The sequence below is a fragment of the Vibrio nitrifigilis genome (assembly GCF_015686695.1).
GTDB lineage: Bacteria > Pseudomonadota > Gammaproteobacteria > Enterobacterales > Vibrionaceae > Vibrio > Vibrio nitrifigilis.
This window is the reverse complement of the sequence record NZ_JADPMR010000001.1, coordinates 179,223-205,597: the sequence shown is the minus strand read 5'-3', so window position 1 is coordinate 205,597 and position 26,375 is coordinate 179,223. Positions and strand designations below refer to the sequence as shown.

At 42.8% G+C, this 26,375-nt stretch carries 27 protein-coding genes; 26 read left to right on the top strand and 1 reads right to left on the bottom strand.

The genetic code is table 11. The features are described from left to right. The first annotated feature begins 157 nt into the window (after nt 1–157). From queA to I1A42_RS00900, 6 genes are all read left to right on the top strand, one after another. Nucleotides 158–1,213: a tRNA preQ1(34) S-adenosylmethionine ribosyltransferase-isomerase QueA gene (gene queA / locus I1A42_RS00925; protein ID WP_161156611.1), complete on the top strand. Its 1,056-nt coding sequence runs from the start codon at nt 158–160 to the stop codon at nt 1,211–1,213. Nucleotides 1,214–1,326: 113 nt separating this feature from the next. Then, entirely contained in the window at nt 1,327–2,466 is a 1,140-nt protein-coding gene (tgt, locus tag I1A42_RS00920) for a tRNA guanosine(34) transglycosylase Tgt (protein ID WP_161156613.1), read from the top strand. Nucleotides 2,467–2,570: 104 nt separating this feature from the next. Next, the gene (gene yajC, locus I1A42_RS00915; protein WP_161156615.1) at nt 2,571–2,906 is read left to right on the top strand and encodes a preprotein translocase subunit YajC; all 336 of its coding nucleotides are present in this window, start codon (nt 2,571–2,573) and stop codon (nt 2,904–2,906) included. Nucleotides 2,907–2,927: 21 nt separating this feature from the next. Continuing rightward, nucleotides 2,928–4,778, top strand: a complete 1,851-nt coding sequence (secD, locus tag I1A42_RS00910) for a protein translocase subunit SecD (RefSeq protein ID WP_196122364.1) — start codon at nt 2,928–2,930, stop codon at nt 4,776–4,778. Nucleotides 4,779–4,792: 14 nt separating this feature from the next. After that, entirely contained in the window at nt 4,793–5,740 is a 948-nt protein-coding gene (gene secF / locus I1A42_RS00905) for a protein translocase subunit SecF (protein WP_196122362.1), read from the top strand. Between the two features lie 78 nt (nt 5,741–5,818). Further along, nucleotides 5,819–6,373 carry an isochorismatase family protein gene (locus I1A42_RS00900; protein ID WP_196122359.1) on the top strand — a complete coding sequence of 185 codons (555 nt, stop codon included), beginning with the start codon at nt 5,819–5,821 and terminating at the stop codon, nt 6,371–6,373. A 101-nt stretch (nt 6,374–6,474) separates the two neighbouring features. Here the strand turns inward: I1A42_RS00900 and suhB are convergent, their stop codons facing one another. Beyond that, nucleotides 6,475–7,278 carry an inositol-1-monophosphatase gene (gene suhB / locus I1A42_RS00895; protein ID WP_161156622.1) on the bottom strand — a complete coding sequence of 268 codons (804 nt, stop codon included), beginning with the start codon at nt 7,276–7,278 and terminating at the stop codon, nt 6,475–6,477. 179 nt (nt 7,279–7,457) lie between these two features. On the opposite strand from suhB, the gene trmJ reads away from it, so the two are divergent. The 20 genes from trmJ to I1A42_RS00795 all read left to right on the top strand — a co-directional run bounded on the left by trmJ (nt 7,458) and on the right by I1A42_RS00795 (nt 26,353). Continuing rightward, on the top strand, nt 7,458–8,186 hold the full coding sequence (gene trmJ / locus I1A42_RS00890; RefSeq protein WP_196122357.1) for a tRNA (cytosine(32)/uridine(32)-2'-O)-methyltransferase TrmJ: 729 nt from the start codon (nt 7,458–7,460) through the stop codon (nt 8,184–8,186). 115 nt (nt 8,187–8,301) lie between these two features. Beyond that, nucleotides 8,302–8,823 (top strand): Fe-S cluster assembly transcriptional regulator IscR, encoded by a 522-nt coding sequence (iscR, locus tag I1A42_RS00885; protein WP_196122355.1) that lies wholly within the window; start codon nt 8,302–8,304, stop codon nt 8,821–8,823. A gap of 25 nt (nt 8,824–8,848) precedes the next feature. Next, on the top strand, nt 8,849–10,063 hold the full coding sequence (locus I1A42_RS00880) for an IscS subfamily cysteine desulfurase (protein ID WP_161156628.1): 1,215 nt from the start codon (nt 8,849–8,851) through the stop codon (nt 10,061–10,063). Nucleotides 10,064–10,102: 39 nt separating this feature from the next. Continuing rightward, nucleotides 10,103–10,483 (top strand): Fe-S cluster assembly scaffold IscU, encoded by a 381-nt coding sequence (gene iscU / locus I1A42_RS00875; RefSeq protein ID WP_161156630.1) that lies wholly within the window; start codon nt 10,103–10,105, stop codon nt 10,481–10,483. 66 nt (nt 10,484–10,549) lie between these two features. Then, nucleotides 10,550–10,873, top strand: a complete 324-nt coding sequence (iscA, locus tag I1A42_RS00870) for an iron-sulfur cluster assembly protein IscA (protein ID WP_161156632.1) — start codon at nt 10,550–10,552, stop codon at nt 10,871–10,873. Between the two features lie 64 nt (nt 10,874–10,937). After that, a complete protein-coding gene (hscB, locus tag I1A42_RS00865; RefSeq protein ID WP_161156634.1) occupies nt 10,938–11,453 on the top strand; it encodes a co-chaperone HscB in 516 nt (171 codons plus the stop codon). 21 nt (nt 11,454–11,474) lie between these two features. Beyond that, nucleotides 11,475–13,328: a Fe-S protein assembly chaperone HscA gene (hscA, locus tag I1A42_RS00860; RefSeq protein WP_161156636.1), complete on the top strand. Its 1,854-nt coding sequence runs from the start codon at nt 11,475–11,477 to the stop codon at nt 13,326–13,328. A 12-nt stretch (nt 13,329–13,340) separates the two neighbouring features. Further along, complete coding sequence (gene fdx, locus I1A42_RS00855) at nt 13,341–13,679, top strand: ISC system 2Fe-2S type ferredoxin (RefSeq protein ID WP_161156638.1); 339 nt, start codon at nt 13,341–13,343, stop codon at nt 13,677–13,679. A gap of 76 nt (nt 13,680–13,755) precedes the next feature. Beyond that, nucleotides 13,756–13,950, top strand: a complete 195-nt coding sequence (iscX, locus tag I1A42_RS00850) for a Fe-S cluster assembly protein IscX (protein WP_161156640.1) — start codon at nt 13,756–13,758, stop codon at nt 13,948–13,950. A 259-nt stretch (nt 13,951–14,209) separates the two neighbouring features. After that, nucleotides 14,210–15,493: an aminopeptidase PepB gene (pepB, locus tag I1A42_RS00845; protein ID WP_196122353.1), complete on the top strand. Its 1,284-nt coding sequence runs from the start codon at nt 14,210–14,212 to the stop codon at nt 15,491–15,493. Between the two features lie 271 nt (nt 15,494–15,764). Continuing rightward, entirely contained in the window at nt 15,765–16,196 is a 432-nt protein-coding gene (ndk, locus tag I1A42_RS00840; RefSeq protein WP_161156644.1) for a nucleoside-diphosphate kinase, read from the top strand. A gap of 235 nt (nt 16,197–16,431) precedes the next feature. Further along, a complete protein-coding gene (locus I1A42_RS00835) occupies nt 16,432–17,553 on the top strand; it encodes a bifunctional tRNA (adenosine(37)-C2)-methyltransferase TrmG/ribosomal RNA large subunit methyltransferase RlmN (protein WP_196122351.1) in 1,122 nt (373 codons plus the stop codon). Nucleotides 17,554–17,983: 430 nt separating this feature from the next. Then, a complete protein-coding gene (gene rodZ, locus I1A42_RS00830; protein WP_196122349.1) occupies nt 17,984–18,922 on the top strand; it encodes a cytoskeleton protein RodZ in 939 nt (312 codons plus the stop codon). A 9-nt stretch (nt 18,923–18,931) separates the two neighbouring features. After that, on the top strand, nt 18,932–20,056 hold the full coding sequence (ispG, locus tag I1A42_RS00825) for a flavodoxin-dependent (E)-4-hydroxy-3-methylbut-2-enyl-diphosphate synthase (protein WP_196122347.1): 1,125 nt from the start codon (nt 18,932–18,934) through the stop codon (nt 20,054–20,056). Nucleotides 20,057–20,080: 24 nt separating this feature from the next. Next, a complete protein-coding gene (gene hisS / locus I1A42_RS00820; RefSeq protein WP_161156652.1) occupies nt 20,081–21,346 on the top strand; it encodes a histidine--tRNA ligase in 1,266 nt (421 codons plus the stop codon). Nucleotides 21,347–21,385: 39 nt separating this feature from the next. Beyond that, the gene (locus tag I1A42_RS00815) at nt 21,386–22,000 is read left to right on the top strand and encodes a YfgM family protein (protein ID WP_196122345.1); all 615 of its coding nucleotides are present in this window, start codon (nt 21,386–21,388) and stop codon (nt 21,998–22,000) included. An 11-nt stretch (nt 22,001–22,011) separates the two neighbouring features. Then, nucleotides 22,012–23,172 carry an outer membrane protein assembly factor BamB gene (gene bamB / locus I1A42_RS00810; protein ID WP_161156656.1) on the top strand — a complete coding sequence of 387 codons (1,161 nt, stop codon included), beginning with the start codon at nt 22,012–22,014 and terminating at the stop codon, nt 23,170–23,172. A 151-nt stretch (nt 23,173–23,323) separates the two neighbouring features. Next, entirely contained in the window at nt 23,324–24,808 is a 1,485-nt protein-coding gene (der, locus tag I1A42_RS00805; protein ID WP_161156658.1) for a ribosome biogenesis GTPase Der, read from the top strand. 109 nt (nt 24,809–24,917) lie between these two features. After that, entirely contained in the window at nt 24,918–25,808 is an 891-nt protein-coding gene (locus I1A42_RS00800; RefSeq protein WP_196122344.1) for an alanyl-tRNA editing protein, read from the top strand. Between the two features lie 308 nt (nt 25,809–26,116). Beyond that, the gene (locus tag I1A42_RS00795) at nt 26,117–26,353 is read left to right on the top strand and encodes a zinc ribbon domain-containing protein (RefSeq protein WP_161156662.1); all 237 of its coding nucleotides are present in this window, start codon (nt 26,117–26,119) and stop codon (nt 26,351–26,353) included. The last annotated feature ends 22 nt before the right edge of the window (nt 26,354–26,375 follow it).

Below are 26,375 nucleotides of genomic sequence, written 5' to 3'. Positions count from 1 at the left end.
AGATTTAAATAACAAACATACGATTATTTGAGGTTGGTTACGCTTCCTATTGTTGGTTAGAAAAAGGCCTTTTCTGTATCTTGTTAAAACTTCGGTATATACTAGCGCGCCGCGAAATTATCTATCGCACACATTCACTAAATTAAGATCAGAAGTCATGCACGTTTCAGATTTTCATTTTGACCTCCCAAATGAGCTTATTGCTCGTTATCCAACTGAGGAGCGTACCGCAAGTCGTTTATTGCAGCTCAATGGCAATGATGGCGAACTTGTTGATGGGACATTTAAAGATGTTCTAGATATTGTTAAACCGGGCGATTTACTGGTGTTTAACAACACTCGAGTGATTCCTGCTCGTATGTTTGGTCGTAAAGCTTCTGGTGGCAAACTGGAAGTATTAGTAGAACGAATGATCGATGAGCATTCGATTTTGGCTCATGTTCGTTGCTCTAAGCCACCAAAACCAGGTACAGAACTTTACTTGGGTGAAAACGACGAATACCAAGCAGAAATGGTTGCTCGCCATGATGCGTTATTTGAAATTCGCTTTACCAGTGATAAAGCGGTACTAGAGATTCTTAATGCGATCGGCCATATGCCGTTACCTCCTTATATCGACCGTCCTGATGACGATGCGGATAAAGAGCGTTATCAAACGGTATACAACGAAAAACCTGGCGCAGTCGCTGCTCCTACAGCGGGTTTGCACTTCGATAAACCTTTACTTGAACAAATTCAGGCAAAAGGTGTCGAACTCGCGTACGTGACCTTGCACGTTGGTGCTGGTACGTTCCAGCCAGTTCGAGTTGAAGATGTTGAAAACCATCATATGCATTCTGAGTACGTTGAAGTACCTCAGGAAGTCGTTGACGCGATTGCTGCTACTCGTAAACAAGGTGGACGAGTGATCGCAGTAGGGACGACTTCGGTCCGTTCTCTAGAAAGTGCTGCGCAAGATGCTCTAAAAAATGGGACTGAATTGGTTCCGTTTTTCGGTGACACTGAAATCTTTATCTACCCTGGTTACGAATACCAGCTGGTAGATGCGTTGATTACTAATTTTCACTTACCTGAATCAACATTAATCATGTTGGTGAGTGCGTTTGCTGGATATGAACACACAATGGCTGCTTATCGTCATGCTGTACAAGAGCGTTATCGTTTCTTTAGTTATGGTGATGCCATGTTCATTACTAAAAAAACGATAAAATAGACGACAATTGAGTCGTTTAGATAAATAATGTTTATTATCAATAGCAAGTTGTTAGGGTTATAAACTTAACGACTTTTACCCCGTCAGACTGTTTCTCTGACATTGGAGGCTTTGTGAAATTACAGTTCGAACTGAAAAAGAAAAATGGTAACGCCCGTCGTGGTCAAATGACTTTTGAACGCGGTACGGTGCAAACTCCGGCATTTATGCCAGTGGGCACTTACGGCACCGTAAAAGGTATGACACCAGAAGAAGTAGAGCAAACTGGTGCGCAGATCTTACTTGGTAATACCTTCCACTTGTGGCTTCGCCCCGGACAAGAGGTGATGAAACTGCATGGTGACCTGCATGACTTTATGAACTGGCAAGGCCCAATTTTAACCGACTCAGGCGGTTTCCAAGTATTTAGCTTAGGTGATATTCGTAAAATCACGGAAGCAGGCGTACATTTTCGTAACCCTGTTAACGGCGATAAAATTTTCATGGATGCGGAAAAATCCATGGAAATTCAACAGGATTTAGGTTCAGATATCGTCATGATTTTTGACGAGTGTACGCCTTATCCAGCCACACATGACGAAGCAAAAAAATCGATGGAAATGTCACTACGTTGGGCACAACGCTCACGTGATCATTTCGATAAACTAGAGAATCCAAACTCACTATTTGGTATTGTGCAGGGGAGTGTTTACGAAGACTTGCGTGATACTTCAGTGGAAGGACTGACAAATATCGGTTTTGATGGCTATGCAGTCGGTGGTTTAGCGGTAGGTGAACCAAAAGAAGAAATGCACCGTATGCTGGAACACACTTGTCCGCAGTTACCTGAAGATAAGCCGCGTTACCTCATGGGTGTGGGTAAACCAGAAGATTTAGTCGAAGGGGTTCGTCGCGGAATTGATATGTTCGATTGTGTGATGCCTACTCGAAACGCGCGTAACGGACACTTGTTTGTCACCGGTGGTGTGATCAAGATCCGTAATGCGAAACATAAAGTCGATACGACACCGCTTGATCCTGAGTGTGACTGTTACACTTGCAGAAATTATTCGAAGTCGTATCTGCATCATTTAGATCGTTGTAACGAAATTCTTGGTGCTCGTCTCAACACGATTCATAACTTGCGTTACTATCAACGTTTAATGGAAAGTATTCGTCAAGCGATTGATGAAGATCGTTTTGAGCAATTTGTTGAAGAGTTCTACGCACGCCGTAACCGCGAAGTGCCACCTCTTCAAAAAGAACTCGCTTGATTTTGGGGCCAGACTAGAATATCCAGCCGATTGGCTTGAATTTAGTTTGGCTCAGCCCAATTTAAATCAGATTAAATAAACAATAACTTAGAGGACGTTTCTCAATGAGTCTAATTTCTGTAGCGCATGCCGCAGGTGAAGGTGCTGCTCCACAAGGTGGCGGTTATGAAATGATTATCATGCTTGGCATGTTTGCAGTCATCTTTTACTTCATGATTTATCGCCCACAAGCTAAACGTGCGAAAGAACATAAAAACCTAATGTCTTCTATGAGCAAAGGTGATGAAGTTCTAACCAGTGGCGGTTTTGTTGGTAAAATCAACAAAATCACTCCAGACAATGACTATATCGTTATTGAACTGAATGAAAATAGCAAAGTCGTAATCAAGAAAGACTTCGTTACTGCAGTGTTACCAGCGGGTACACTGAAATCTCTATAATACAGCTCAAGGATCCTCGCTGTGCTAAACCGTTATCCGTTATGGAAGTACTTGATGGTGTTATTCGCCATCTTAATTGCAGCTGTGTATGCACTTCCAAATATTTACGGTGAAGATCCGGCAGTTCAAATTACAGGGGCGCGTGGCGCCTCTGTTGATATGTCAACGCTGGATACTGTCACTAATGCGCTCGATACTGCGCATATCCCACACAAATCTGTTGCCTTTGAAAATGGCTCTATCTTGGCCCGTTTCAAAGACACCGATACTCAATTAACTGCTCGTGATGCAATCAAAGAAGCTCTTGGTAAAGACAAAATAGTGGCGCTTAACTTAGCTCCGTCTACACCAACTTGGCTTCAAGCGATTGGCGCAGCGCCGATGAAACTCGGTTTAGACCTTCGTGGTGGCGTACACTTCCTAATGGAAGTTGATATGGATGCTGCGATGGAAAAATTGGTTGGTCAGCAAGAAGATGCTTTCCGTACCGAGTTACGTGAAGCTCGTATTCGTTACCGTGCTGTGCGTTCAAAACCTCAATCTGTTGATATCACCCTACGTAGTGAAGAGCAGCTAGAAAAAGCGCAAACATTGCTAAGCGGTAAACACCAAGACATGGTCTTTACTGAAGAAAGCAGTGGTAATCATGTGTTAACCGCGACGTTTACGGAAGCTCGTTTACAAGAGATTCGTAACTACGCCGTTGAACAGAACATCACTATCTTACGTAACCGTGTTAACGAACTGGGTGTGGCTGAACCTCTGGTTCAACGCCAAGGTGCATCACGTATCGTTGTTGAACTTCCTGGTGTTCAAGATACTGCTCGTGCAAAAGAAATTTTAGGCGCGACCGCGACACTTGAGTTCCGTCAAGTCGATGAAAGTGCAGATCTTTCTGCAGCAGCAGCTGGTCATGCTCCTGCGGGTAGTGAAATCAAGTACGACCAAAAAGGTCGTCCTGTTGTACTGAAAAAACGCGTGATTCTAAGCGGTTCTAGTATTACAGATGCAAGTTCAAGTACTGACCAATATGGTCGTCCACAGGTTAACATCTCACTAGACAGTGAAGGTGGTAGCAAGATGGCGGCGTTTTCTAAGAAGAACATTGGTAAGTTAATGGCGACCGTCTTTGCTGAATACAAAGATAGCGGTAAGAAAACACCAAAAGGTAAAGTTATTCTTCAGAAACATGAAGAAGTGATTAACCAAGCAACGATTCAATCTGCGTTAGGTAGTAGCTTCCGTATTACTGGGATTGATTCTGCTTCTGAAGCGCACAACTTAGCACTATTACTGCGTGCAGGTGCGTTGATTGCTCCAATCTCAATTGTTGAAGAACGTACTATTGGTCCGTCAATGGGTCAACAAAACATCGATATGGGTGTGCAAGCCTGTGTTTGGGGCTTAGTTGCCGTGATGATCTTTACCTTCATCTATTATCGTAAATTCGGCCTGATCGCTGATATTGCTCTAATCGCAAACTTAGTCTTGATAATCGGTATTATGTCGTTAATTCCGGGGGCAACAATGACCTTGCCGGGTATCGCGGGTATCGTATTGACCGTCGGTATGGCGGTGGACGCTAACGTTCTAATCTTTGAACGTATTCGTGAAGAGATTAAGGATGGACGCAATCCACAACAAGCGATTCACCAAGGGTATGCAAATGCATTTAGTACTATTGCGGATGCCAACATCACCACGTTAATTACTGCGATTATTCTATTTGCAGTGGGAACTGGTGCTATTAAAGGTTTCGCTGTGACGCTATCCATTGGTATTTTGACTTCCATGTTTACCGCAATCATTGGTACACGTTGTATCGTGAACTTAATGTATGGTGGTAAACGCATTAAGAAATTGTCGATCTAAGGTTAGGAATCATTATGTTTCAAATTCTGAAACCAGGAACAATGATCGACTTTATGAGTCGGTCCAAATTTGCCTTCGTTTTCTCAAGTTTATTGATCATCGCATCGATTGCGTGTTTATCAGTAAAAGGTTTGAACTGGGGCTTAGATTTTACCGGTGGTACTTTAATTGAAGTTAGCTTTGAACAACCTGCTAACCTCGATAGTGTACGTAATGCATTAGGCGCTAAAGGTTTTGATGACGCGACTGTACAAAACTTTGGCTCTACTCGTGAAGTCATGGTGCGTTTACGTCCTCGTGATAACATGAAAGGCGAAGTGCTGGGTAACCAAATCATCAGTGCGATCAAAGAAGGAACAGGTAAAGCTGTTCAAATGCGTCGTATTGAATTTGTGGGTCCAAACGTAGGTGGTGAGCTAGCCGAAGACGGTGGTTTAGCCATCTTAGTTTCGTTGATTTGTATCTTGATTTACGTATCAGCGCGATTTGAATGGCGTTTAGCTGCTGGTGCTGTATTGTCATTGGCACACGACGTAACTATCACATTAGGTGTGTTCTCATTCTTACAAATTGAAGTAGACCTAACTATCGTAGCGGCATTGCTCACGGTAGTGGGTTACTCATTGAACGATACTATCGTGGTATTTGACCGTATTCGTGAAAATTTCCGCAAGCTGCGTAAAGGCTTACCTGCGGAGATTATGAACACTTCGATTACTCAAACACTAAGTCGTACTTTGATTACATCAGGAACGACATTGTTCGTGGTTATTGCTCTATTTGTTGAAGGTGGTGCAATGATTCACGGATTTGCGCTAGCCTTATTGTTAGGTATTACTGTTGGTACTTACTCATCAATTTATGTGGCCTCAGCGTTGGCATTGAAGCTCGGAATCACTAAAGAGCATCTCATGCCTGTCAAGGTTGAAAAAGAAGGCGCGGAGTTTGACCGCCATCCTTAAACCGAAAAAAGCCACTGCATGCAGTGGCTTTTTTATTACAAATTATAAAATACACTGATATAAGTGAAGGAGAAATCTATGGCAATTACGCAATTAGATTCTAAAACAGCTCTAGTCGTTATCGATCTTCAAGAAGGAATTGTGGTTCTGCCACCAAAAGAAAATGCGGCTCAAACGATCGTTAACTCAATCAAACTTATCAATGCATTTCATGAGCAGTCTCAACCTGTTGTGTTAGTAAATGTCGCTGGTGGTGCTCCAGGGCGTACAAGTTTACCTCATTCAGGTGGTGAGCTCCCTGCTAACTGGGCGGATTTAATTGAAGAATTGCCACGTAAAGATAGTGATATCTTAATTACGAAAAGCAATTGGGGAGCATTCATTAATACTGATTTGCACGAACAGCTACAACAAGCAGGCGTGACGCAAATTGTTGTGGTCGGTATTGCAACTAGCATGGGGGTTGAGTCAACGGCTCGCCAAGGCTATGAATTGGGTTATAACGTGGTGTTGATTGAAGATTCAATGACCGACAAGAGTTTGGACAACCACAAAAATTCAGTAACTGGTATTTTCCCGATGCTTGGTGAAATTGGTACCACCGAAGAGCTACTAGGATTACTGAATAAGTAATTGAGATGAAGTGCTAAGTCATCATTTTATTGGCGACAAATAATAAAAAAGCCCAGACACGTGTCTGGGCTTTTGTGTATTCAGCTGTGACGGAGCTAGTATTATTTCAAGATCGCTTCGTTACCGTTTTCACGGATGTGTTTTAGAATTGATTTTACGCCGCGAGCGCTTGATGCAACGATGTTACCTGATTTCATATAATCAGTACCGCCAGCGAAGTCAGTTAAGATAGCACCAGCTTCACGAGCAATCAGTTCACCTGCTGCCATATCCCAAGGTTTTAGGCCAAGTTCAAAGTAACCATCAACACGGTTAGCTGCTAGGTAACAAAGATCTAGAGCTGCAGAGCCTGTACGACGGAAATCAGCACAATCAACAAACAGTGAAGATACGATCTTCATGTAAGATTCAGAGTGTTGCTTTTGTTTGAATGGGAAACCAGTAGCAAGAACAGTGCCTTGAAGGTCTTTCAGTTGTTTTACACGGATACGTGCATTGTTTAGTTGTGCACCTGAGCCACGTTGAGCAGTGAATAGCTCATTTAGCATTGGGTCGTAAACACACGCTACTTCAGTTTTGCCTTTAAAGCGAACAGCAATAGAGACAGCAAAATGAGGTAGGCCTTTCATGAAGTTAGTGGTGCCATCCAGTGGGTCGATGATCCATTGTACGTCTTTATCTTTACCTTCGATAAGACCGCTTTCTTCAGCTACGATGCAGTGCTCAGGGTATGAGCTTTGAATAGTAGCGATAATCATGGCTTCAGCTTCTTTGTCTACATTAGTAACAAAGTCATTTGAGCCTTTCTGAGTGGATTCGATTTTCTCAGAGTTTTCTAAAGATTTAGCAATATGGTTGCCTGCTTTTCGCGCAGCGCGAATAGCAATGTTTAGCATAGGATGCATACGAATTTCCCAACGGATGTTAAAGAACGAAAAAGCGGGGCGGAGTATACCAGATAGAAGAGAAAAAGAAAGTGGTTATTTTCTGTTCAGTTAATAATTGTATAGGAAAAAGGGTCTGACCATTTTACTCAGGTTTATGATAAACTCCTAACGCAATAATTTGAGAGGTATCACACTGCATGTTAAACAATGTTAAAGTCGTTTTAGTTGAAACGTCCCATTCAGGAAATATCGGTTCGGCAGCCCGCGCAATGAAAGTGATGGGATTGAGCCATATGGTACTTGTAAATCCTCAATGTGAAGTAGATGCACAGACGATGGCATTGGCGGCTGGTGCAAGTGATATCGCGCTAAATGCACAAATTGTTTCGAGTCTGGATGAAGCGATTGAAGATTGCGGACTAGTGGTGGGAACTAGCGCACGTTCACGCACGTTAGAGTGGCCAATGTTAGACCCTCGAGAGTGTGGTGAAAAGTTTGCGACTGAAGGTCGTAAGCATAAAGCGGCTATTTTATTTGGTCGTGAGCGTACAGGCTTAACCAATAGCGAATTACAAAAATGCCAATATCATGTGAGTATTCCAGCGAATCCAGAATACAGTTCGCTGAACTTGGCTATGGCGGTACAGACGATTTGTTATGAAATACGTGTGGCTTTTTTGAATCAAGAAGCGGCACAATACCCAGTAGCGAGTGTAGATGAGTATCCACGCCAAAAAGAGCTAGAACTTTTTTATCAGCATCTTGAAAAAGTGTTAGTGAATACTCACTTTATTAGTGAGGAGCAGCCAGGGCAAGTCATGAATAAACTGCGTCGTTTATTTAGTCGAGCTCGCCCTGAAGTTCAAGAATTGAATATTTTACGGGGTGTTTTGTCTGCAATTGAGAAAAGTGGTCAAAACAAATAATACCCATGTAAAATTAAGGGGTGAATACCTGAGTAAATTAGTCAAATAAATACTTGACCAATTTACTCAGGTATGAAAAACTACATCCACATAATTAATGTGGATACGGTGTGATATGAGACTGACCTCGAAAGGAAGATATGCAGTAACAGCCATGCTTGATGTGGCGTTACATTCGCAAGAAAACCCAGTACCTTTGGCAGATATATCAGAACGACAAGGTATTTCACTTTCCTACTTAGAGCAGCTATTTTCCAAACTGCGTAAAGCTGGACTAGTGGCCTCTGTTCGTGGCCCGGGTGGTGGTTATCGCTTAGGGACTGCAGCAACAGAGATTTCCGTTGGTACTGTGATTGCCGCGGTTGATGAATCTGTTGACGCAACAAAATGCAATGGCAAAGGTGATTGCCAGGGTGGCACTCGTTGTCTTACCCATACACTTTGGCGTGATCTAAGTTCACGTATCAGTGACTTTTTAAACAACATCACTCTTGGTGAGCTGATGATTGATAATGAAGTACTAGAAATTTCAGACCGTCAAGACGTTAGTCTTACGGTAGACCACGGGCTGGCACACAAAAATTCAAATTCAGTCACCGTTGGTGCAGCACCCGTAGGTATTAATGCTCGCTCGTAGCGGCAATTTTACATTGGAGTAGAAAATGAAACTGCCTATTTATTTAGATTATTCAGCAACCTGTCCAGTTGATGAGCGTGTTGCTGAAAAAATGGTTCAGTACATGACGATCGATGGGATTTTCGGTAACCCAGCGTCTCGTTCGCACCGTTATGGCTGGCAGGCAGAAGAAGCGGTTGACACAGCCCGTGAGCAAGTGGCTGATCTTATTAATGCAGACCCACGTGAAATTATCTTCACATCGGGTGCTACAGAATCTGATAACCTTGCTTTGAAAGGTGCTGCGCACTTCTATGGTAAGCAAGGTAAACACATCATCACTTCTAAAACAGAGCATAAAGCGATTCTGGATACCTGTCGCCAACTTGAGCGTGAAGGTTATGAAGTGACTTACCTAGAGCCTGAAACTAATGGCTTAATTGATCTTAAAAAACTTGAAGCGGCAATGCGTGACGATACTGTTCTTGTATCAATCATGCATGTAAACAACGAGATTGGTGTGGTGCAAGACATCGCAGCAATCGGTGAAATGTGCCGTTCACGTAAGATTATTTTCCATGTAGATGCGGCTCAATCTGCAGGTAAACTACCTATTGATGTTCAAGAAATGAAGATCGATTTGATCTCTATTTCTGCGCATAAAATCTATGGACCGAAAGGTATCGGCGCTCTTTATGTACGTCGTAAACCTCGTGTTCGTCTAGAAGCGCAAATGCATGGCGGTGGTCATGAGCGTGGTTTCCGTTCTGGTACGTTAGCGACTCAACAAATTGTAGGTATGGGCGAAGCGTGCCGTATCGCAAAAGAAGAGATGCAGTATAACTACGATCACGCTAAAGCACTTCGTGACCGCATGTTAGACAGTCTTAAAGATATGGAAGCGGTAACGGTCAATGGTGACCTAGAACAGCGTCTTCCAAATAACCTGAATATTAGTTTTGCCTTTGTTGAAGGTGAATCTTTGCTGATGGCTCTAAAAGATATCGCAGTATCTTCAGGTAGTGCATGTACTTCAGCAAGCTTAGAGCCTTCATACGTGTTACGTGCTCTTGGTCTTGATGATGAGCTAGCTCATAGCTCAATCCGTTTCTCATTCGGTCGTTACACCACTGAAGAAGAAGTGGATTACGCAGTGAAACAGATCCGTAGCGCTGTTGAAAAGTTACGTGATTTATCACCTCTTTGGGATATGTACAAAGAAGGTGTCGATTTAAGCACTGTTGAGTGGGCGAGCCACTAATCATTCCACCAGGAACATAAAAATTCGAGGGAATTTACCATGGCATACAGCGAAAAAGTTATTGACCATTATGAGAACCCACGTAACGTTGGTTCTTTTGACAAAGAAGATCCAGCAATAGGTAGCGGCATGGTTGGTGCTCCTGCTTGTGGTGATGTAATGCGTCTGCAGATCAAAGTATCTGCTGAAGGCATCATTGAAGATGCAAAATTTAAAACCTACGGTTGTGGTAGTGCGATCGCATCAAGCTCTCTAATAACTGAATGGGTTAAAGGTAAGTCTATTGATGAAGCTGCAGCGATCAAAAACGCTGAAATTGCTGAAGAACTTGAATTGCCACCAGTGAAAGTTCACTGTTCAATTCTTGCAGAAGATGCAATTAAAGCCGCTGTTGCAGATTACAAGAAAAAACAGCAGTAGATATTTATTTCGAGTGGGGGCAAGTCTCCCACTCGCCTTGTTAATTTAAATCATTAAGGTTGTAGTATGGCCATTACCCTGACAGAAACCGCAGCTCATCGCGTACAAACTTTTCTCGATAATCGTGGAAAGGGCATCGGTTTACGCCTAGGCGTTAAAACAACGGGCTGCTCTGGAATGGCGTACGTGCTGGAGTTCGTAGATGAACTTAATGAGGAAGACCAGGTTTTTGAGAACAATGGCGTAAAAGTTATTGTTGATGCCAAAAGTTTGGTTTATCTCGACGGTACTCAGCTGGATTACAAAAAAGAAGGGTTAAACGAAGGTTTCGAATTTAACAACCCTAACGTTAAAGGCGAATGTGGTTGTGGCGAAAGCTTCAATGTTTAACGGTTAAATCTTTGGGCATTCGGAGCTTGATGCTCCGAAACCGAATTCAAGGACCGGCTTTTCGATGAATTATTTTGAATTATTTGGGCTACCAACTCAGTTTACTCTGGATGGTAGCCTTCTTTCTTCTCAATTTAGAGAGTTACAAAAACGTTTTCACCCAGATAATTTCGCATCAGCGTCAGAGCGAGACCGGGTTATGGCGGTGCAAAAAGCCACTGAGATCAATGACGCTTATCAAGTATTAAAAACGCCGATTAGTCGTGCAGAATACTTGATAGAACTGCATGGCATCGAATTACGTGGCGAGCAACAAACGTTGCAAGATCCCATGTTCCTTATGGAGCAGATGGAGTTACGTGAAGAGCTTGATGCGGTAGCTCAAAGTTCTGATCCAGAAAGCGCATTGTTTGATTTTGATGGCAAAGTGTCGAAGATGCTAAAAACGTATTTAGCTACTGTTGAGCAGCAACTTAACGAAGCTCAGTGGGAAGCAGCAGCAGACACAGTTCGCAAGCTAAAATTCATCGCCAAATTAAAGAACGAAATAGAAAAAGTCGAAGAAAAATTACTCGGCTAATTCGACAACAAGGACCCATCCATGGCATTACTTCAAATTGCAGAACCAGGTCAAACTTCTGCACCACACGAGCATAAACTCGCCGTCGGGATTGACCTTGGTACTACCAATTCACTAGTAGCTACCGTACGTAGTGGCACCGCGACAACCCTTAATGACGATCAAGGTCGTAGCATTTTGCCTTCTATAGTCAGTTACTCTGACGAAGAAGTCAGTGTTGGGTATGACGCTCGTGAACGCGCAAAATTGGATCCGACCAATACCATCAGTTCAGTTAAGCGCCTTCTCGGCCGTTCTCTGGACGATATTAAAACTCGCTACCCAAATTTGCCTTATCAGTTTAAATCAAGCGAGAAAGGGTTACCTATTATTAGTACCCCTCATGGTGATAAGAACCCAATTCAAGTCTCTGCGGATATTCTTAAAGCGTTAGGGGCTCGTGCTCAAGAAGCATTAAATGGTGAGCTTGCTGGTGTTGTGATTACTGTGCCCGCTTATTTCGATGATGCGCAACGTGCCGGAACAAAAGATGCGGCCAACCTTGCTGGGTTGCATGTATTACGTCTTTTGAATGAACCAACTGCTGCAGCGATCGCTTATGGCTTGGATTCAGGTCAAGAAGGGGTGATTGCTGTTTATGATTTAGGTGGTGGTACGTTTGATATTTCGATTCTACGTTTATCAAAAGGCGTATTCGAAGTGCTGGCGACTGGTGGCGATTCTGCGTTAGGTGGTGATGACTTTGATCATCTAGTCGCTGATTGTTTGAAAGAGAAAATGGCTAAAGTGGGCGAACTCTCTAAAGAAGAGTATCGAGCACTCTTGAATGCTGCTACCCAAGCAAAGATTGATTTATCTGAATCTGATGTCGCGCAAATCGACGTATTAGGTTGGCAAGGTTCTTTATCACGTGAAGAGTTTGATGATCTTATTCGTCCTCTCGTGAAGAAAACCTTAATGTCTTGCCGCCGAGCATTGCGTGACGCAGACGTCACACAAGAAGAAGTATTGGAAGTTGTGATGGTGGGTGGCTCGACTCGTACTCTCCTAGTGAGAGAGATGGTCGGGGAGTTCTTTGGTCGTACTCCGCTAACAAGTATTAACCCAGATGAAGTGGTGGCAATTGGTGCTTCGCTTCAGGCTGATGTATTAGCGGGTAATAAGCCTGATTCTGAAATGTTACTTTTAGATGTGATTCCGCTATCACTTGGTATTGAAACTATGGGGGGGTTGATTGAGAAAATCATTCCTCGTAACACCACGATTCCAGTTGCTCGAGCTCAAGAGTTTACCACGTTCAAAGATGGTCAAACTGGTATGAGCGTCCATGTTGTGCAAGGTGAACGTGAATTGGTGGATGATTGCCGCTCCCTCGCTCGTTTCTCTTTAAAAGGGATTCCACCTATGGCAGCTGGTGCTGCACATATTCGCGTGACTTATCAAGTTGATGCGGATGGTTTGCTTTCTGTGACAGCGATGGAAAAGAGCACTGGAGTGCAATCAGACATTCAAGTTAAACCATCATACGGCCTAAGTGATGATGAAGTTGCGAACATGCTGCGTGATTCAATGAGTTTTGCTGAAGATGATATGAAAGCGCGAGCGTTGGTAGAGCAGCGTGTTGAAGCAGACCGAGTCATCGAAGGCTTAATCTCAGCCATGCAAGCAGACGGTGATGATCTATTATCAGATCAAGAGCGCAGTGCATTGCTGGCTGCCATTGAGAAATTGATCGAATTACGTAACGGCGATGACGCCGATGCGATTGAACAGGGAATTAAAGACACGGACAAAGCAAGTCAAGATTTCGCATCACGCCGAATGGATAAATCTATTCGCGCCGCATTAGCTGGTCATTCAGTTGACGAGATTTAAGAGATAAATAACATGCCTAAAATTATTGTTTTACCTCATGAAGATTTATGCCCAGAAGGTGCTGAACTGGAAGGAAAAGCCGGTGAATCAGTTCTGGACGTTGCATTAAAAAACGGGATTGAGATTGAGCACGCTTGTGAAAAATCGTGCGCTTGTACAACTTGTCACGTCATTATCCGTGAGGGCTTTGACTCGTTAGAAGAGAGTGATGAGTTAGAAGATGACATGTTAGATAAAGCGTGGGGTTTAGAGCCTGAGTCGCGTCTTGGGTGTCAGGCTCGTATAGCGGATGAAGATTTAGTGGTTGAGATTCCGAAGTATTCTCTTAACCACGCCAAAGAAGACCATTAATTAAGGCGGCATCTACCTTGTTAAATAGTACTTGTTTAAATGGGTACTTGCCGTAATAACACTGGAGTTAACCATCATGAAATGGACCGATTCACTCGATATTGCGATTGAGCTTTGTGAAAAATATCCAGATGTTGATCCTAAAAACGTACGTTTTACCGATCTACACCAGTGGATTCTAGATCTTGAGGATTTTGAAGATGAACCTGAGCGTTCAAATGAAAAAATTCTTGAAGCGATTATCCTATGTTGGATGGATGAGCTTGATTAAGCCTTTATAAATATAGGCAACAATAAAACATAGAAACGGGCCTAATGGTCCGTTTTTTATTGGGTTGACATTTTGCTGAGACAAAATGCTATTATCCAAAGGTTTACAATAAAAATAACTGCTTTCAATCGGTGTTTCACAATTGATGCGTCTCACCATTGGCATTACTCTAAATGGCACAGGTTATACCCATCGGTTGTTTCTTTTGAGAATATTCAGATGTGGTATTAAGCCATATTTCTAAAGACAAGGAGAAACCATGTCTACACAGATGTCTGTTTTTATCAGCACCGAATCAGCTCAGCCTCAGTGGGGTGAGGGTGCATTACTTTCTTATAATGAGCAAGGTGTCGTTATTCATCTTAAAGACACGGGTGATTTTACGGCGATTCAACGTGCTGCTCGTAAACTTGATGGTCAAGGTCTACATAATGTTGTGCTAACTGGAGAAGGTTGGACACTAGAAAGCATTTGGGCTTTCTATCAAGGATATCGTGAACCGAAAAAACGTAACCAAGTAACTTGGTCAGAATTAGATGCGGCAAGCCAACAGGAGCTTGAAGCACGAATTAAAGCGACCGATTGGGCTCGCGATATTATCAATAAAAGTGCGGAAGAAGTGGCTCCTCGCCAATTAGCGACTATGGCGGGTGAATTTATTAAATCACTTGCTCCTGAACACGTTACTTACAAAATCGTAAAAGATAAAGATCTGCTAACAGATCGTTGGGAAGGGATTTATGCAGTAGGTCGTGGTTCAGAACGTACTTCTGCGATGCTACAACTCGATTACAATCCAACAGGTGATGAAAATGCGCCTGTTTATGCGTGTCTTGTAGGTAAAGGCATTACGTTTGATTCAGGTGGTTATAGCATTAAACCTTCTAATTTTATGACCGCAATGAAATCTGATATGGGTGGCTCGGGCATGGTCACTGGCGCTTTAGCTCTAGCTATTTTGCGTGGTTGCAATAAGCGTGTGAAACTGATTTTATGCTGTGCGGAAAATATGATTTCTGGCCGCGCTCTAAAACTTGGCGACATCATCACTTACAAAAATGGTAAAACGGTTGAAGTGATGAATACCGACGCAGAAGGCCGATTAGTATTAGCCGATGGTTTAATCTACGCTAGTGAGCAAAATCCTGAATTAATTGTCGATTGTGCCACATTAACAGGGGCGGCTAAGAACGCATTAGGTAATGATTTTCATGCATTGCTAAGTTTTGACGAAGTGCTTTCACAAAAAGTATTGGCATGTGCTAAAGAAGAGAGTGAAGGGGTATGGGCCCTACCTCTGTGTGATTTCCACCGAGATATGTTGCCTTCTAACTTTGCTGATATGTCAAATATTGCCTCTGGTGATTACGTACCGGGCGCAAGCACTGCTGCTGCGTTTTTATCTTACTTTGTTGAAGATTATAAAAACGGTTGGTTGCATTTCGATTGTGCAGCAACTTACCGTAAATCAGCATCAGATAAATGGGCTGCAGGTGCCACAGGCGTAGGCGTGAAAACACTCGCGACGCTATTAATGAAGTAACACCTTCATAGTAAAACGATAAATAAAGTCAGCGCAGGTGGCCAAGTGTCACCTGTTTTTATACTAAAACCTTGCTCAAAGGTTACAAAACGATGGTTTTGTGATGATATTCATTACATTGAATGGCCATTGTTCACTATGCTTGATTTGGGAAGCTTATTTCCTATTTGAGCATGAGGAATGTTACCTCGCTGTGGAGAGTGTTGTTCACTATCTCGTTCTTCCTTTATCAGCAGGTATAACAATAAACAAAAGCACAAAAGGACATCTTATGGCTCTAGAAAGAACATTTTCCATCATTAAGCCGGATGCGGTTGAACGTAATCTAATCGGCGAAATCTATAACCGCTTTGAAAAAGCAGGGCTAAAGATTATCGCTGCAAAAATGGTTCACTTGACTGAAGATCAAGCGAGCGGCTTTTATGCAGAACATGAAGGCAAGGCGTTCTTTAATGATCTTAAAGCGTTCATGACGTCTGGGCCAATCATGGTTCAGGTTCTTGAAGGAGAAGACGCAATTACTCGTTATCGCGAATTAATGGGAAAAACCAATCCAGCAGAAGCAGCGTGCGGCACATTACGTAACGATTATGCCTTAAGCATGCGCGAGAACTCTGTACACGGTAGCGACAGCCCTGAATCTGCAGCTCGTGAAATCGAATATTTCTTCCCTGCAGCAGAAATTTGCCCTCGTACACGTTGATATATCACTCGTAGAGTCGAATTTTTGAGCCTCCTTTTTAGGAGGCTTTTTTGATTGTGTGATTTCTACGCTATAGTGTTTGCAAAGCGTTGGATAAGAATTCAACACAGAGGTAAGAGGAATCATAGATTTAGCATTACCTTAGAAAAAACGGGGCTTTGCAATGCTTGTTGTAACTGCGTAAAGGCTGTACAATTCGCGCCCTTAATTATTGTTCCATCTTTGAGAGGCCTTCATGACTAATGAGAAAGTCAATTTACTCGACTTTGATCGCAAAGGTATGCGTACTTTTTTCGCTGAAGAATTGGGTGAGAAAGCGTTTCGTGCTGATCAGGTTATGAAGTGGGTTTATCACTTTGGCTGTGATGATTTCGACAATATGACCAACATTAATAAGAAGCTACGGGAAAAATTGCAGCACAAGTGTGAAATCCGAGCTCCTTATGTTTCTGCTGCTCAGCACTCTTCTGACGGTACCATTAAATGGGCAATGCGCGTTGGCGATCAAGACGTTGAAACCGTTTATATCCCAGAAGATGATCGTGCAACCTTGTGTGTGTCTTCGCAGGTAGGTTGTGCTTTGGAATGTAAATTCTGTTCAACGGCACAGCAAGGGTTTAACCGTAACCTCCGTGTTTCTGAAATCATTGGGCAGGTGTGGCGTGCTGCACGTGAGATTGGTTTAGAAAAAGAAACGGGTCGTCGTCCTATCACTAACGTGGTGATGATGGGGATGGGTGAACCATTGCTTAACATGAAGAACTTGATTCCATCTCTAGAAATTATGTTGGATGATCTAGGTTTTGGTTTATCGAAGCGTCGTGTAACCGTATCAACATCGGGTGTGGTTTCTGGCCTAGAACAAATGATTGATAATATCGATGTGGCGTTGGCTATTTCACTACACGCACCAAACGATAAGTTGCGCAGTGACATTATGCCAATTAACGATCGTTGGAACATCGAAGCATTTCTGGGTACCGTGCGCCGTTATCTTGCAACGTCAAACGCTAACCGCGGTAAAGTGACCGTTGAATACGTACTACTTGACCATGTTAATGATGGTACAGAACATGCGGAAGAGTTAGCGAAGCTAATGAAAGATACCCCATGTAAGATCAACCTGATTCCGTTTAACCCGTATCCAGGTTCTCCATACAATAAACCGAGTAATTCACGTATTGACCGTTTCCAGAAAACGTTGATGAAATATGAACACACGGTTACGGTACGTAAAACTCGTGGTGATGATATTGATGCGGCATGTGGTCAGTTGGTCGGTGATGTTATTGACCGTACAAAACGAACTAAAGCCAAAGAATTAGCTGAGCAAGCGATTCCATTTAAGGCGATTTAAATGCCAAATTGACAAAATAGGCCAGATTTATCTGGCCTATTTTTTTATTGGCAATATTTATCCAGTTTGGCCTATTAAACGTATTTCGTATTTATCTAAAAAAGTAATGTCTTTGTTTTTATGATTCTTTTTTACACATGTTATGGCTATCTTTTCGCTGCGAAAGGTATTATTTAAGCAGTTAGTTTGTCAAATTAACGAAAAACCTTGACCAGTTTGCGATTTCTTGTCCAATTCATTGTTGTTTAACGTCTAATATCTATTAGAATGATTCACTAATCTCGAAATAGCTTCGAGACAGCGTTATTATTGACAATAGTATAGTTTCACCTTGTTGAAGTCTTCCGACCTAACTACGACTAACTCTAATAAAAAAGATCTAGCAATAGGCTTTTGACTTGAGCACACAAACACGAGATTGACATCGCGGATGAATATAGAACAAGACGACACTACGATTGAACCAAGCACCCTCCAACCAGGGACGTTGCTAAAAAACAAACGTGAAGAATTAGGATTGTCGCAAAAGCAGATCTCAGACCGTTTGCGTTTGCGTTTGTCCATTATTACTAGTATTGAACGTAACGAGTTCGACTCAGAGCAGGTAGCGACTTTCACTCGTGGCTACCTACGCTCCTATGCAAAAGCGGTCGGTATTACCGATAAAGAAATTTTGCACTCTTATCAAGAGCATTGTAAGCCGCCGGTACAAGAACAGCCGATGCAAAGCTTTTCCAAAAAGACCAAACGTGAAAAGCATGATCACCGCATTATGACCATTACTTGGGCCATACTCATTGTATTAATTGGCATGTCCTCTTTATGGTGGTGGCAAAATAGCCATCAAGACACGTTAACGCCTCAAGAAGCTGGATCTGCGACTGAAAGCTCAGCGGCAGAGGAAAAAGAAGATTTTGCAACGGTTAGCGGTTTAACCAAAGATGCACAAGACACGTCGACAGAAGCGCAAGCGCCTGCAGACGAACCAGAAAGTGCAGAACCCTCTCAACCCGCTGAATCAACGGATGAACAAGCAGCAGAGGACACTCAGTCAACGACAGCTGACGATACTGCTGCAGTTGAAGATAAGTCTGAACAAGTACCTGAGGCTCCGGAGCAATCAACGGCAAACCTAGAAACGATGACGATGTCATTCTCTGCGGATTGTTGGATTCAAGTAACGGATGCAACGGGCAAAACGCTGGTAACCGGAATTAAGAAAGAAGGGCAGTCACTGACTCTGCATGGTGAAAAACCATTTAAAGTCGTGCTTGGTGCTCCGGAAGCCGTTCAAATGACATTTGCCAGTGAACCAGTTGACCTTTCTCGGTATACTTCTGGCAAAGTAGCACGATTGACTTTACCTTAGAATATTACTATGCAACACGAGTCTCCTATTAAACGTCGTAAATCCACACGAATCTATGTGGGTGACGTCCCCATTGGCGATGGGGCACCTATCGCCGTACAGTCTATGACGAATACGAGAACGACTGACGTAGAAGCAACAGTCGCTCAAATCAAAGCGCTAGAAAAAGTTGGCGCAGATATCGTTCGAGTTTCTGTACCTACTATGGACGCTGCTGAAGCGTTTAAATTGATCAAACAACAAGTATCGGTTCCTTTAGTCGCTGACATCCATTTTGATTATCGTATTGCACTACAAGTAGCAGAATACGGGGTGGACTGCTTACGTATAAACCCAGGGAATATTGGTAAAGAAGAGCGCATTCGTGCCGTTGTAGATTGTGCACGCGATAAAAATATTCCAATTCGTATTGGCGTGAATGGTGGTTCGCTCGAAAAGGACCTGCAAGTAAAATACGGTGAACCGACACCTGAAGCGTTGCTTGAATCAGCAATGCGTCATGTCGATATTCTTGATCGTCTTAACTTTGATCAATTCAAAGTCAGTGTGAAAGCATCCGATGTTTTCCTTGCTGTTGATGCTTACCGTTTATTGGCCAAACAGATCGATCAACCACTGCATTTAGGGATCACCGAAGCTGGTGGTGCTCGAGCTGGTGCGGTTAAATCTGCTGTTGGTCTTGGTATGCTATTGAATGAGGGCATTGGCGATACTTTACGTGTATCATTAGCGGCCAATCCGGTGGAAGAGATCAAAGTAGGCTTTGATATTCTGAAATCGTTGCGTATTCGCTCTCGTGGCATCAACTTCATTGCGTGTCCATCTTGTTCTCGTCAAGAGTTTGATGTGATAGGTACAGTCAATGCGTTAGAGCAGCGCTTAGAAGACGTATTAACACCAATGGATGTGTCTGTGATCGGTTGTGTTGTTAATGGTCCTGGTGAAGCAGAAGCCGCTCATTTAGGTCTAGCTGGCAGTAACCGTAAAAGTGCTCTCTATGAAGATGGTGTGCGACAAAAAGTCCGTTTTGACAATGATGACTTAGTGGACCAACTAGAAGCAAAAATTCGCGCAAAAGCAGCGGTGCTCGACGAAAAAAATCGTATCGACGTAAAGCAAATAGACAAAGATTAATCTCAACGAATTACGGTAAGAATTGTGGCTAAAACTATTCAAGCAATCCGAGGTATGAATGACTGCCTCCCAACTCAGTCTCCACTTTGGCAAAAAGTGGAAGGCATTGTAAAAAATGTAATCAGCGCTTATGGCTATAGCGAAGTGCGTATGCCAATCGTTGAGATGACTCATCTATTTAAACGTGCGATTGGTGAAGTTACTGACGTTGTTGAAAAAGAGATGTACACCTTTGACGACAACGGCGACAGTTTGACTCTACGTCCTGAAGGTACTGCTGGTTGTGTTCGTTCTGGCATCGAAAATGGTTTGCTGTATAACCAAGAACAACGTCTTTGGTATATGGGACCAATGTTCCGTCATGAACGTCCACAAAAAGGTCGTTACCGTCAATTCCATCAGTGTGGTGTCGAAGTCTTTGGTATTGATGGTCCAGATGTTGATGCTGAATTGATCATGATGACCGCACGTCTGTGGCGTGAACTGGGAATCTCAGACCATTTACGTCTTGAGTTAAATTCAATTGGTTCTTTAGACGCTCGTACTGAATACCGTACTGCTTTGATTGCTTTCTTAGAACAACACGAAGAAGTATTGGACGAAGACGCTAAACGTCGTATGTACACCAACCCTTTGCGTGTTCTCGATACTAAAAACCCAGCGATCCAAGCCATTCTTGGTGATGCACCAAAACTGTCTGATTACTTAGATGAAGAATCAAAACAACATTTTGCTGGTTTGTGTGAACTTCTTGATGCGGCTGGTATCGAATACACCGTAAATGAACGTTTAGTACGTGGATTAGATTATTACAATCGCACTGTTTTTGAATGGATCACTGAAAGCCTAGGTGCTCAAGGCACTGTTTGTGGTGGTGGCCGTTATGATGGTTTGGTTGAGCAACTTGGTGGTAAAGCAACCCCTGCAGTTGGTTTCGCGATGGGTCTAGAGCGTTTAGTTCTAATGATGGAAACTGTTGGTAACCTAGATTTACGCCGTGCTGTTGATGTTTATATGGTGACAGCGGGTGAGGGGACTTTAGTTGCTGGTCTGCAGTTGGCGGAACAGTTACGCGAACAAGTACCCGGTTTACGCATTATGACCCACTGCGGTGGCGGTAACTTTAAGAAACAATTTAAACGTGCCGATAAAGTGGGTGCAGCTGTTGCGCTCGTTCTTGGTGAAAACGAAGTAGCGGATAGCACTGTTGTAGTTAAAGATCTGGCTGGTGGTGAGCAAACTACGATTGCTCAGGCTGAGGTTGCAAGCCAACTGGCTCATCTCGTCTAAACGCTGATTTTTGAGAACTCTTATTTAAAAGGACAGGAAGTGGAACTCTACGATACTGAAGAACAGACCGTTGACGCGATCAAAGATTGGTGGAAAGAGAACGGTAAAGCTGTAGTGATCGGCGCTATTATCGGTCTAGGTGGCCTATTTGGCTGGCGTTACTACCAAGATTCTATGGTTGCTGAACAAGAAGCGGCATCGGCGAATTACACCAAAATTGTTCAAGCTTTAGCGACAAATGGCGCTAAATCAGATCAAGAAATTCAGCAGTATATTGACGCTAACAAAGATACTCAATACGCAGTGTTAGCTGCTGTACAGTTATCAAAAGCGCAGGTTACTGCGGGTAAACTTGATGACGCATTGAAACAGCTGCAATGGGCACAAGCTCATACTGATGATTCTGCATTAACTCCAGTGATTACACTGCGTATTGCTCGTATTCAAGCAGAGCAAGGTAAGCAGGATGAGGCCATAAAGTCTCTCGATAGCATTAAAGCTGAGTCATGGAAAGGTCGTGTTGAAGAGCTACGTGGCGATATCTTATTAGCAAAAGGTGACAAAGAGGGTGCTTACTCAGCATACACTCAAGCTCAACAGGCTAACGATGCAAGCCAAACGCTCAAAATGAAACTGGACGATCTAGCCAAATAAGGGCCAAGTTGATGAAGAAGATGTTCAACAAGGTGCTTTTATCAGCATCAGTACTCGGCTTGCTTGCGGGTTGTGCAGGTGAGGAAGATAACGTCATTATGGCTCCCGTTCCTCAGGTGAAAAATCAACTTTCTTCTGAGACTCAGTGGAGTGCATCGATTGGTTCTGGTGTTGGCGATTACTTTTCACAGCTAACACCAAACTACAATTACGATAAAGTATTTGTAGCTGATCGTGACGGTTTGGTAAAAGCTCTCGATCCTAAAACTGGGGATACGCTCTGGGAAACCGATCTAGAAGGTGATACGAGTGCGCGTCTTTCCGGTGGTATTGCTGCTGCCTATGGTCAGATTTATATCGGCAGTGAAAATGGTCGCGTCATCGCGCTTGATGAAAAAACTGGTAAACAAGTGTGGTCACAGCCTGTTGATGGTGAAGTACTAGCCACACCTGCAACGGATAGTAATTTAGTCTTGGTCAATACCAGTCGTGGTACCTTGATCGCTCTGGATCAGAAAACAGGTAAGCAAGAGTGGGTGATCAATACTGAAGTGCCAACATTAACTTTACGTGGCGATAGCCAACCTGTTGCGTTTTCTGGTGGTGTGTTCTGGGGAACACCTTCTGGTCGCCTTGCGGCAGCCGTGGTTGAGCGTGGTCAACTAATTTGGCAGCACCCGATCGGTAAACCTAAAGGTGCAACGGAAATTGATCGTTTGGTAGATGTCGATTCTTCACCGTTGCTGGTTGGTTCAACGTTGTACACAGTCGGTTACAATGGCCAACTTGTGGCGATGGACTTACGTTCCGGTAACCCAATTTGGAAACGCAACTATTCGTCGTCTGAAAATATTGCAACCGATGGTAGCTCTATTTTTCTTGTGACGGATAACGATCACTTAGTTGCTGTTGATGCTCGAAGTGGCACTGAACTTTGGAAAAACAACAAGTTAGAAAATCGTCTAGTTACAGCACCTGTGATGATTAACGGCTATGTCGTTGTTGGTGATTCTCAAGGTTATTTGTACTGGATCGATCGTGAGACCGGTAAGTTTGTTGCTGAACAGAATATCGATAGTAGCGGCTTAGCTATTTCACCGATTACTGTTGATAATGGCTATGTTGTTGTGACTCGTGATGGTTCTGTAAAGAAACTGACGATCAAACAATAAATCGTGATATAATTCACAAATGGCTCCTGACTGGTGACGGTTAGGAGCCGTTTTATTACTGTCAAAATAACATGTGATTTTAGGTAAAAATTACCTCGAAAGAGAATATTTACCTATAACTACATAAGAACGAAGATTTGTAGAGGTTATTATGGTACCTGTTGTTGCTCTTGTTGGGCGTCCTAACGTTGGTAAATCAACGCTATTTAATCGACTGACTCGCACACGGGATGCATTAGTCGCAGACTTTCCTGGTTTGACTCGAGATCGTAAATACGGTCGCGCTCAAGTCGGTGAGCATGAATTTATCGTCATCGATACAGGTGGTATCGATGGTACGGAAGAAGGTGTAGAACACAAAATGGCGGAACAATCGCTTGCTGCGATTGAAGAAGCGGATGTCGTTCTGTTCCTAGTTGATGGTCGTGCTGGATTAACAGTTTCAGATGAAGCAATAGCTAACCATCTACGTAAATCAGAAAAACCTTCTTTCTTGGTAGTAAACAAAGTCGATGGTGTTGATGCAGACGCTGCTAGTGCAGAATTCTGGCAGCTTGGTATGGATCGTATCTACCAAATTGCTGCGGCACATGGTCGTGGTGTGAGCGCTTTGATTGAGCGTGCACTGAATCCATTTATTGAAGAAATGGAAGCTGAGAAAAAAGCGCTTGAAGATCTTACAGGTATTGTTGATTCTGAAGAAGAAAAGCTCGAATACACTGAAGAAGAAGCGGAAGCTGAGTTTGCTCGTTTGCAAAATCAACCGATCAAACTGGCGATCATCGGTCGTCCTAATGTTGGCAAATCAACACTGACTAACCGCATTTTAGGTGAAGAGCGTGTGGTTGTTTACGATATGCCAGGAACAACACGAGATTCTATCTACATTCCAATGGAACGTGATGGTCGTGAATATGTTTTGATTGATACGGCTGGTGTTCGTCGTCGTAAACGTATTAATGAAACTGTAGAAAAATTCTCTGTTGTTAAAACATTGAAAGCGATTGAAGATGCCAACGTAGTGCTATTGGTTATCGACGCTCGTGAAAATATTTCTGACCAAGACTTGAGCTTACTTGGCTTTGCATTGAACGCTGGTCGTTCAATTGTGATTGCAGTAAACAAATGGGATGGTTTGGATACTGATGTAAAAGAACACGTGAAAAAAGAACTCGATCGCCGTTTAGGCTTTGTTGATTTTGCACGTATTCACTTTATTTCTGCGTTACATGGTACTGGTGTTGGGCACTTATATGAATCTGTTCAAGAAGCGTATAAATCAGCAACCACACGCGTTGGAACCTCTGTTCTAACTCGTATTATGAAAATGGCAACAGAAGATCATCAGCCACCATTAGTTCGTGGTCGTCGTGTGAAACTAAAATATGCGCACGCTGGTGGTTATAACCCACCAATTATCGTTATCCACGGTAACTTAGTGAATGAACTGCCTGATTCATACAAACGTTACTTGATGAACTACTACCGTCGTTCATTAGAAATCATGGGTACACCAATTCGTGTGCAATTCCAAAGCAGCGAAAACCCATTTGAGAATAAAGGCGGTAAGTTAACTTTGTCTCAAGAGCGTAAACGTAAACGTTTAATGTCAGCAATGAAATCACGTAAAAAGTAATTTTACCGATAGAATCATTGAAAAAGCCCAAGTTTTCTTGGGCTTTTTGTTATTCTGGAGCTCTTAATTCTTTCGGTTCGCTCAATGGCGATCATATTAGGGCTTTTTAATGGATAACACTGCACTCATCTTCCACTCTACTGAGGTGATATTTCCTCGTTCCTCTGCTCCTATCGATAGTGAGATTATTTGTGTTAAAACACATGATAATACAATCGATATCGTTACCGATAAGACCTCTTTTCATCCCGTGAGTCATATTTGGCCTGATCATCCAGCCGATAAAGGTTATGTTGAGTGTAATGGTCAAACCGCCGTTGTTATTGATTGTTTAACCGGCGCGATAGAGTTAGCAACGGGCACACTTTACGTGGCTCAAGACATTCCGGTAAAGCGTGACACTGAAGGTTGGGTATTTGTTGTTGTCCATCGTATTGAAGATGGTCTGATTGATTTACAACCTAGGCAAAAACTACGGCTAGTGGTTGATGAAACCTATCAATGGCAATTGAGTCTTGCCCACAGTGCCGAGCATCTTACTAGTCTTGCATTGAATAAAGTGCTGACTGAACAAGGGTATTGGCGCAAAGACGCAGATCGAAAAGATAGCCTTAACCATTACGACTTTCACAGCTATGCTCAAGAATCGAGTTCAATTGAGCCATTATGCGCTAGAGTGGGATATCGACTAGGTAAAACATTACGTAAAAGAGGGTTTAACTCGGTAGATTTTCTTTCTCAACTCACATTGATCGAACAAAGTGTGAATCATCAGCTCGAATCTTGGGTAGAATTAAATCATGATATTAAGCTGATTTGTAGTGGAACCCATTTAACCGATTCTCGCTATTGGGAGTGTGATTTAGGGAGTGATGGTGTTGCTACGATCCCATGTGGTGGAACACACGCTCGATCATTGTCTGACTATTCATCAATCCGCGTGAATATTGAGCATTCTGGTGACCAGAATATCGAAATACACACTGTTGTAACTGAATGATCAGAATAAATGATCCTTTTATTAAATGCTGAAAATTAGTGTTTACCATTAAGTGATTAGAATATATATCTACTATAAATTGAAAAACAGAACATGTAACTTATGCTTTCGGGATGTGGTTATATAAAAGTTCTTTTTAGGGCAGATCGCTGATCAAGATAGATAAAGCGTTAGATCCATAAAAGATCTTGCCAAAGATCTTAAATCCTGGATTGAAAATTAATCTATTTTTGCATAAAAATGTGACATAGATCTTTTAGTGGTAATAGATCTGCTGGTGTAGATCGAATGCAACGGAGCAATAAGTGATGAGTATGAATAAATGCCCTATATGCCATAAAGAATTGACATGGGAAGGTCCACATTACCTGTGTGGTGAGTGTGCACGGCATTTTAAGAAAGTCGCATTCTGTCCTACATGTGATAATGAACTAGAAAAACTGCAAGCGTGTGGGTCGGTAAGTTACTTTTGTCCAACGTGCAATGAGTTGAAATCTAAATCGACAGTACGAATTGAAATGCAAATCATACCAAACACGCCATAAGGTTTTCCTTGTGGCGTGCTTT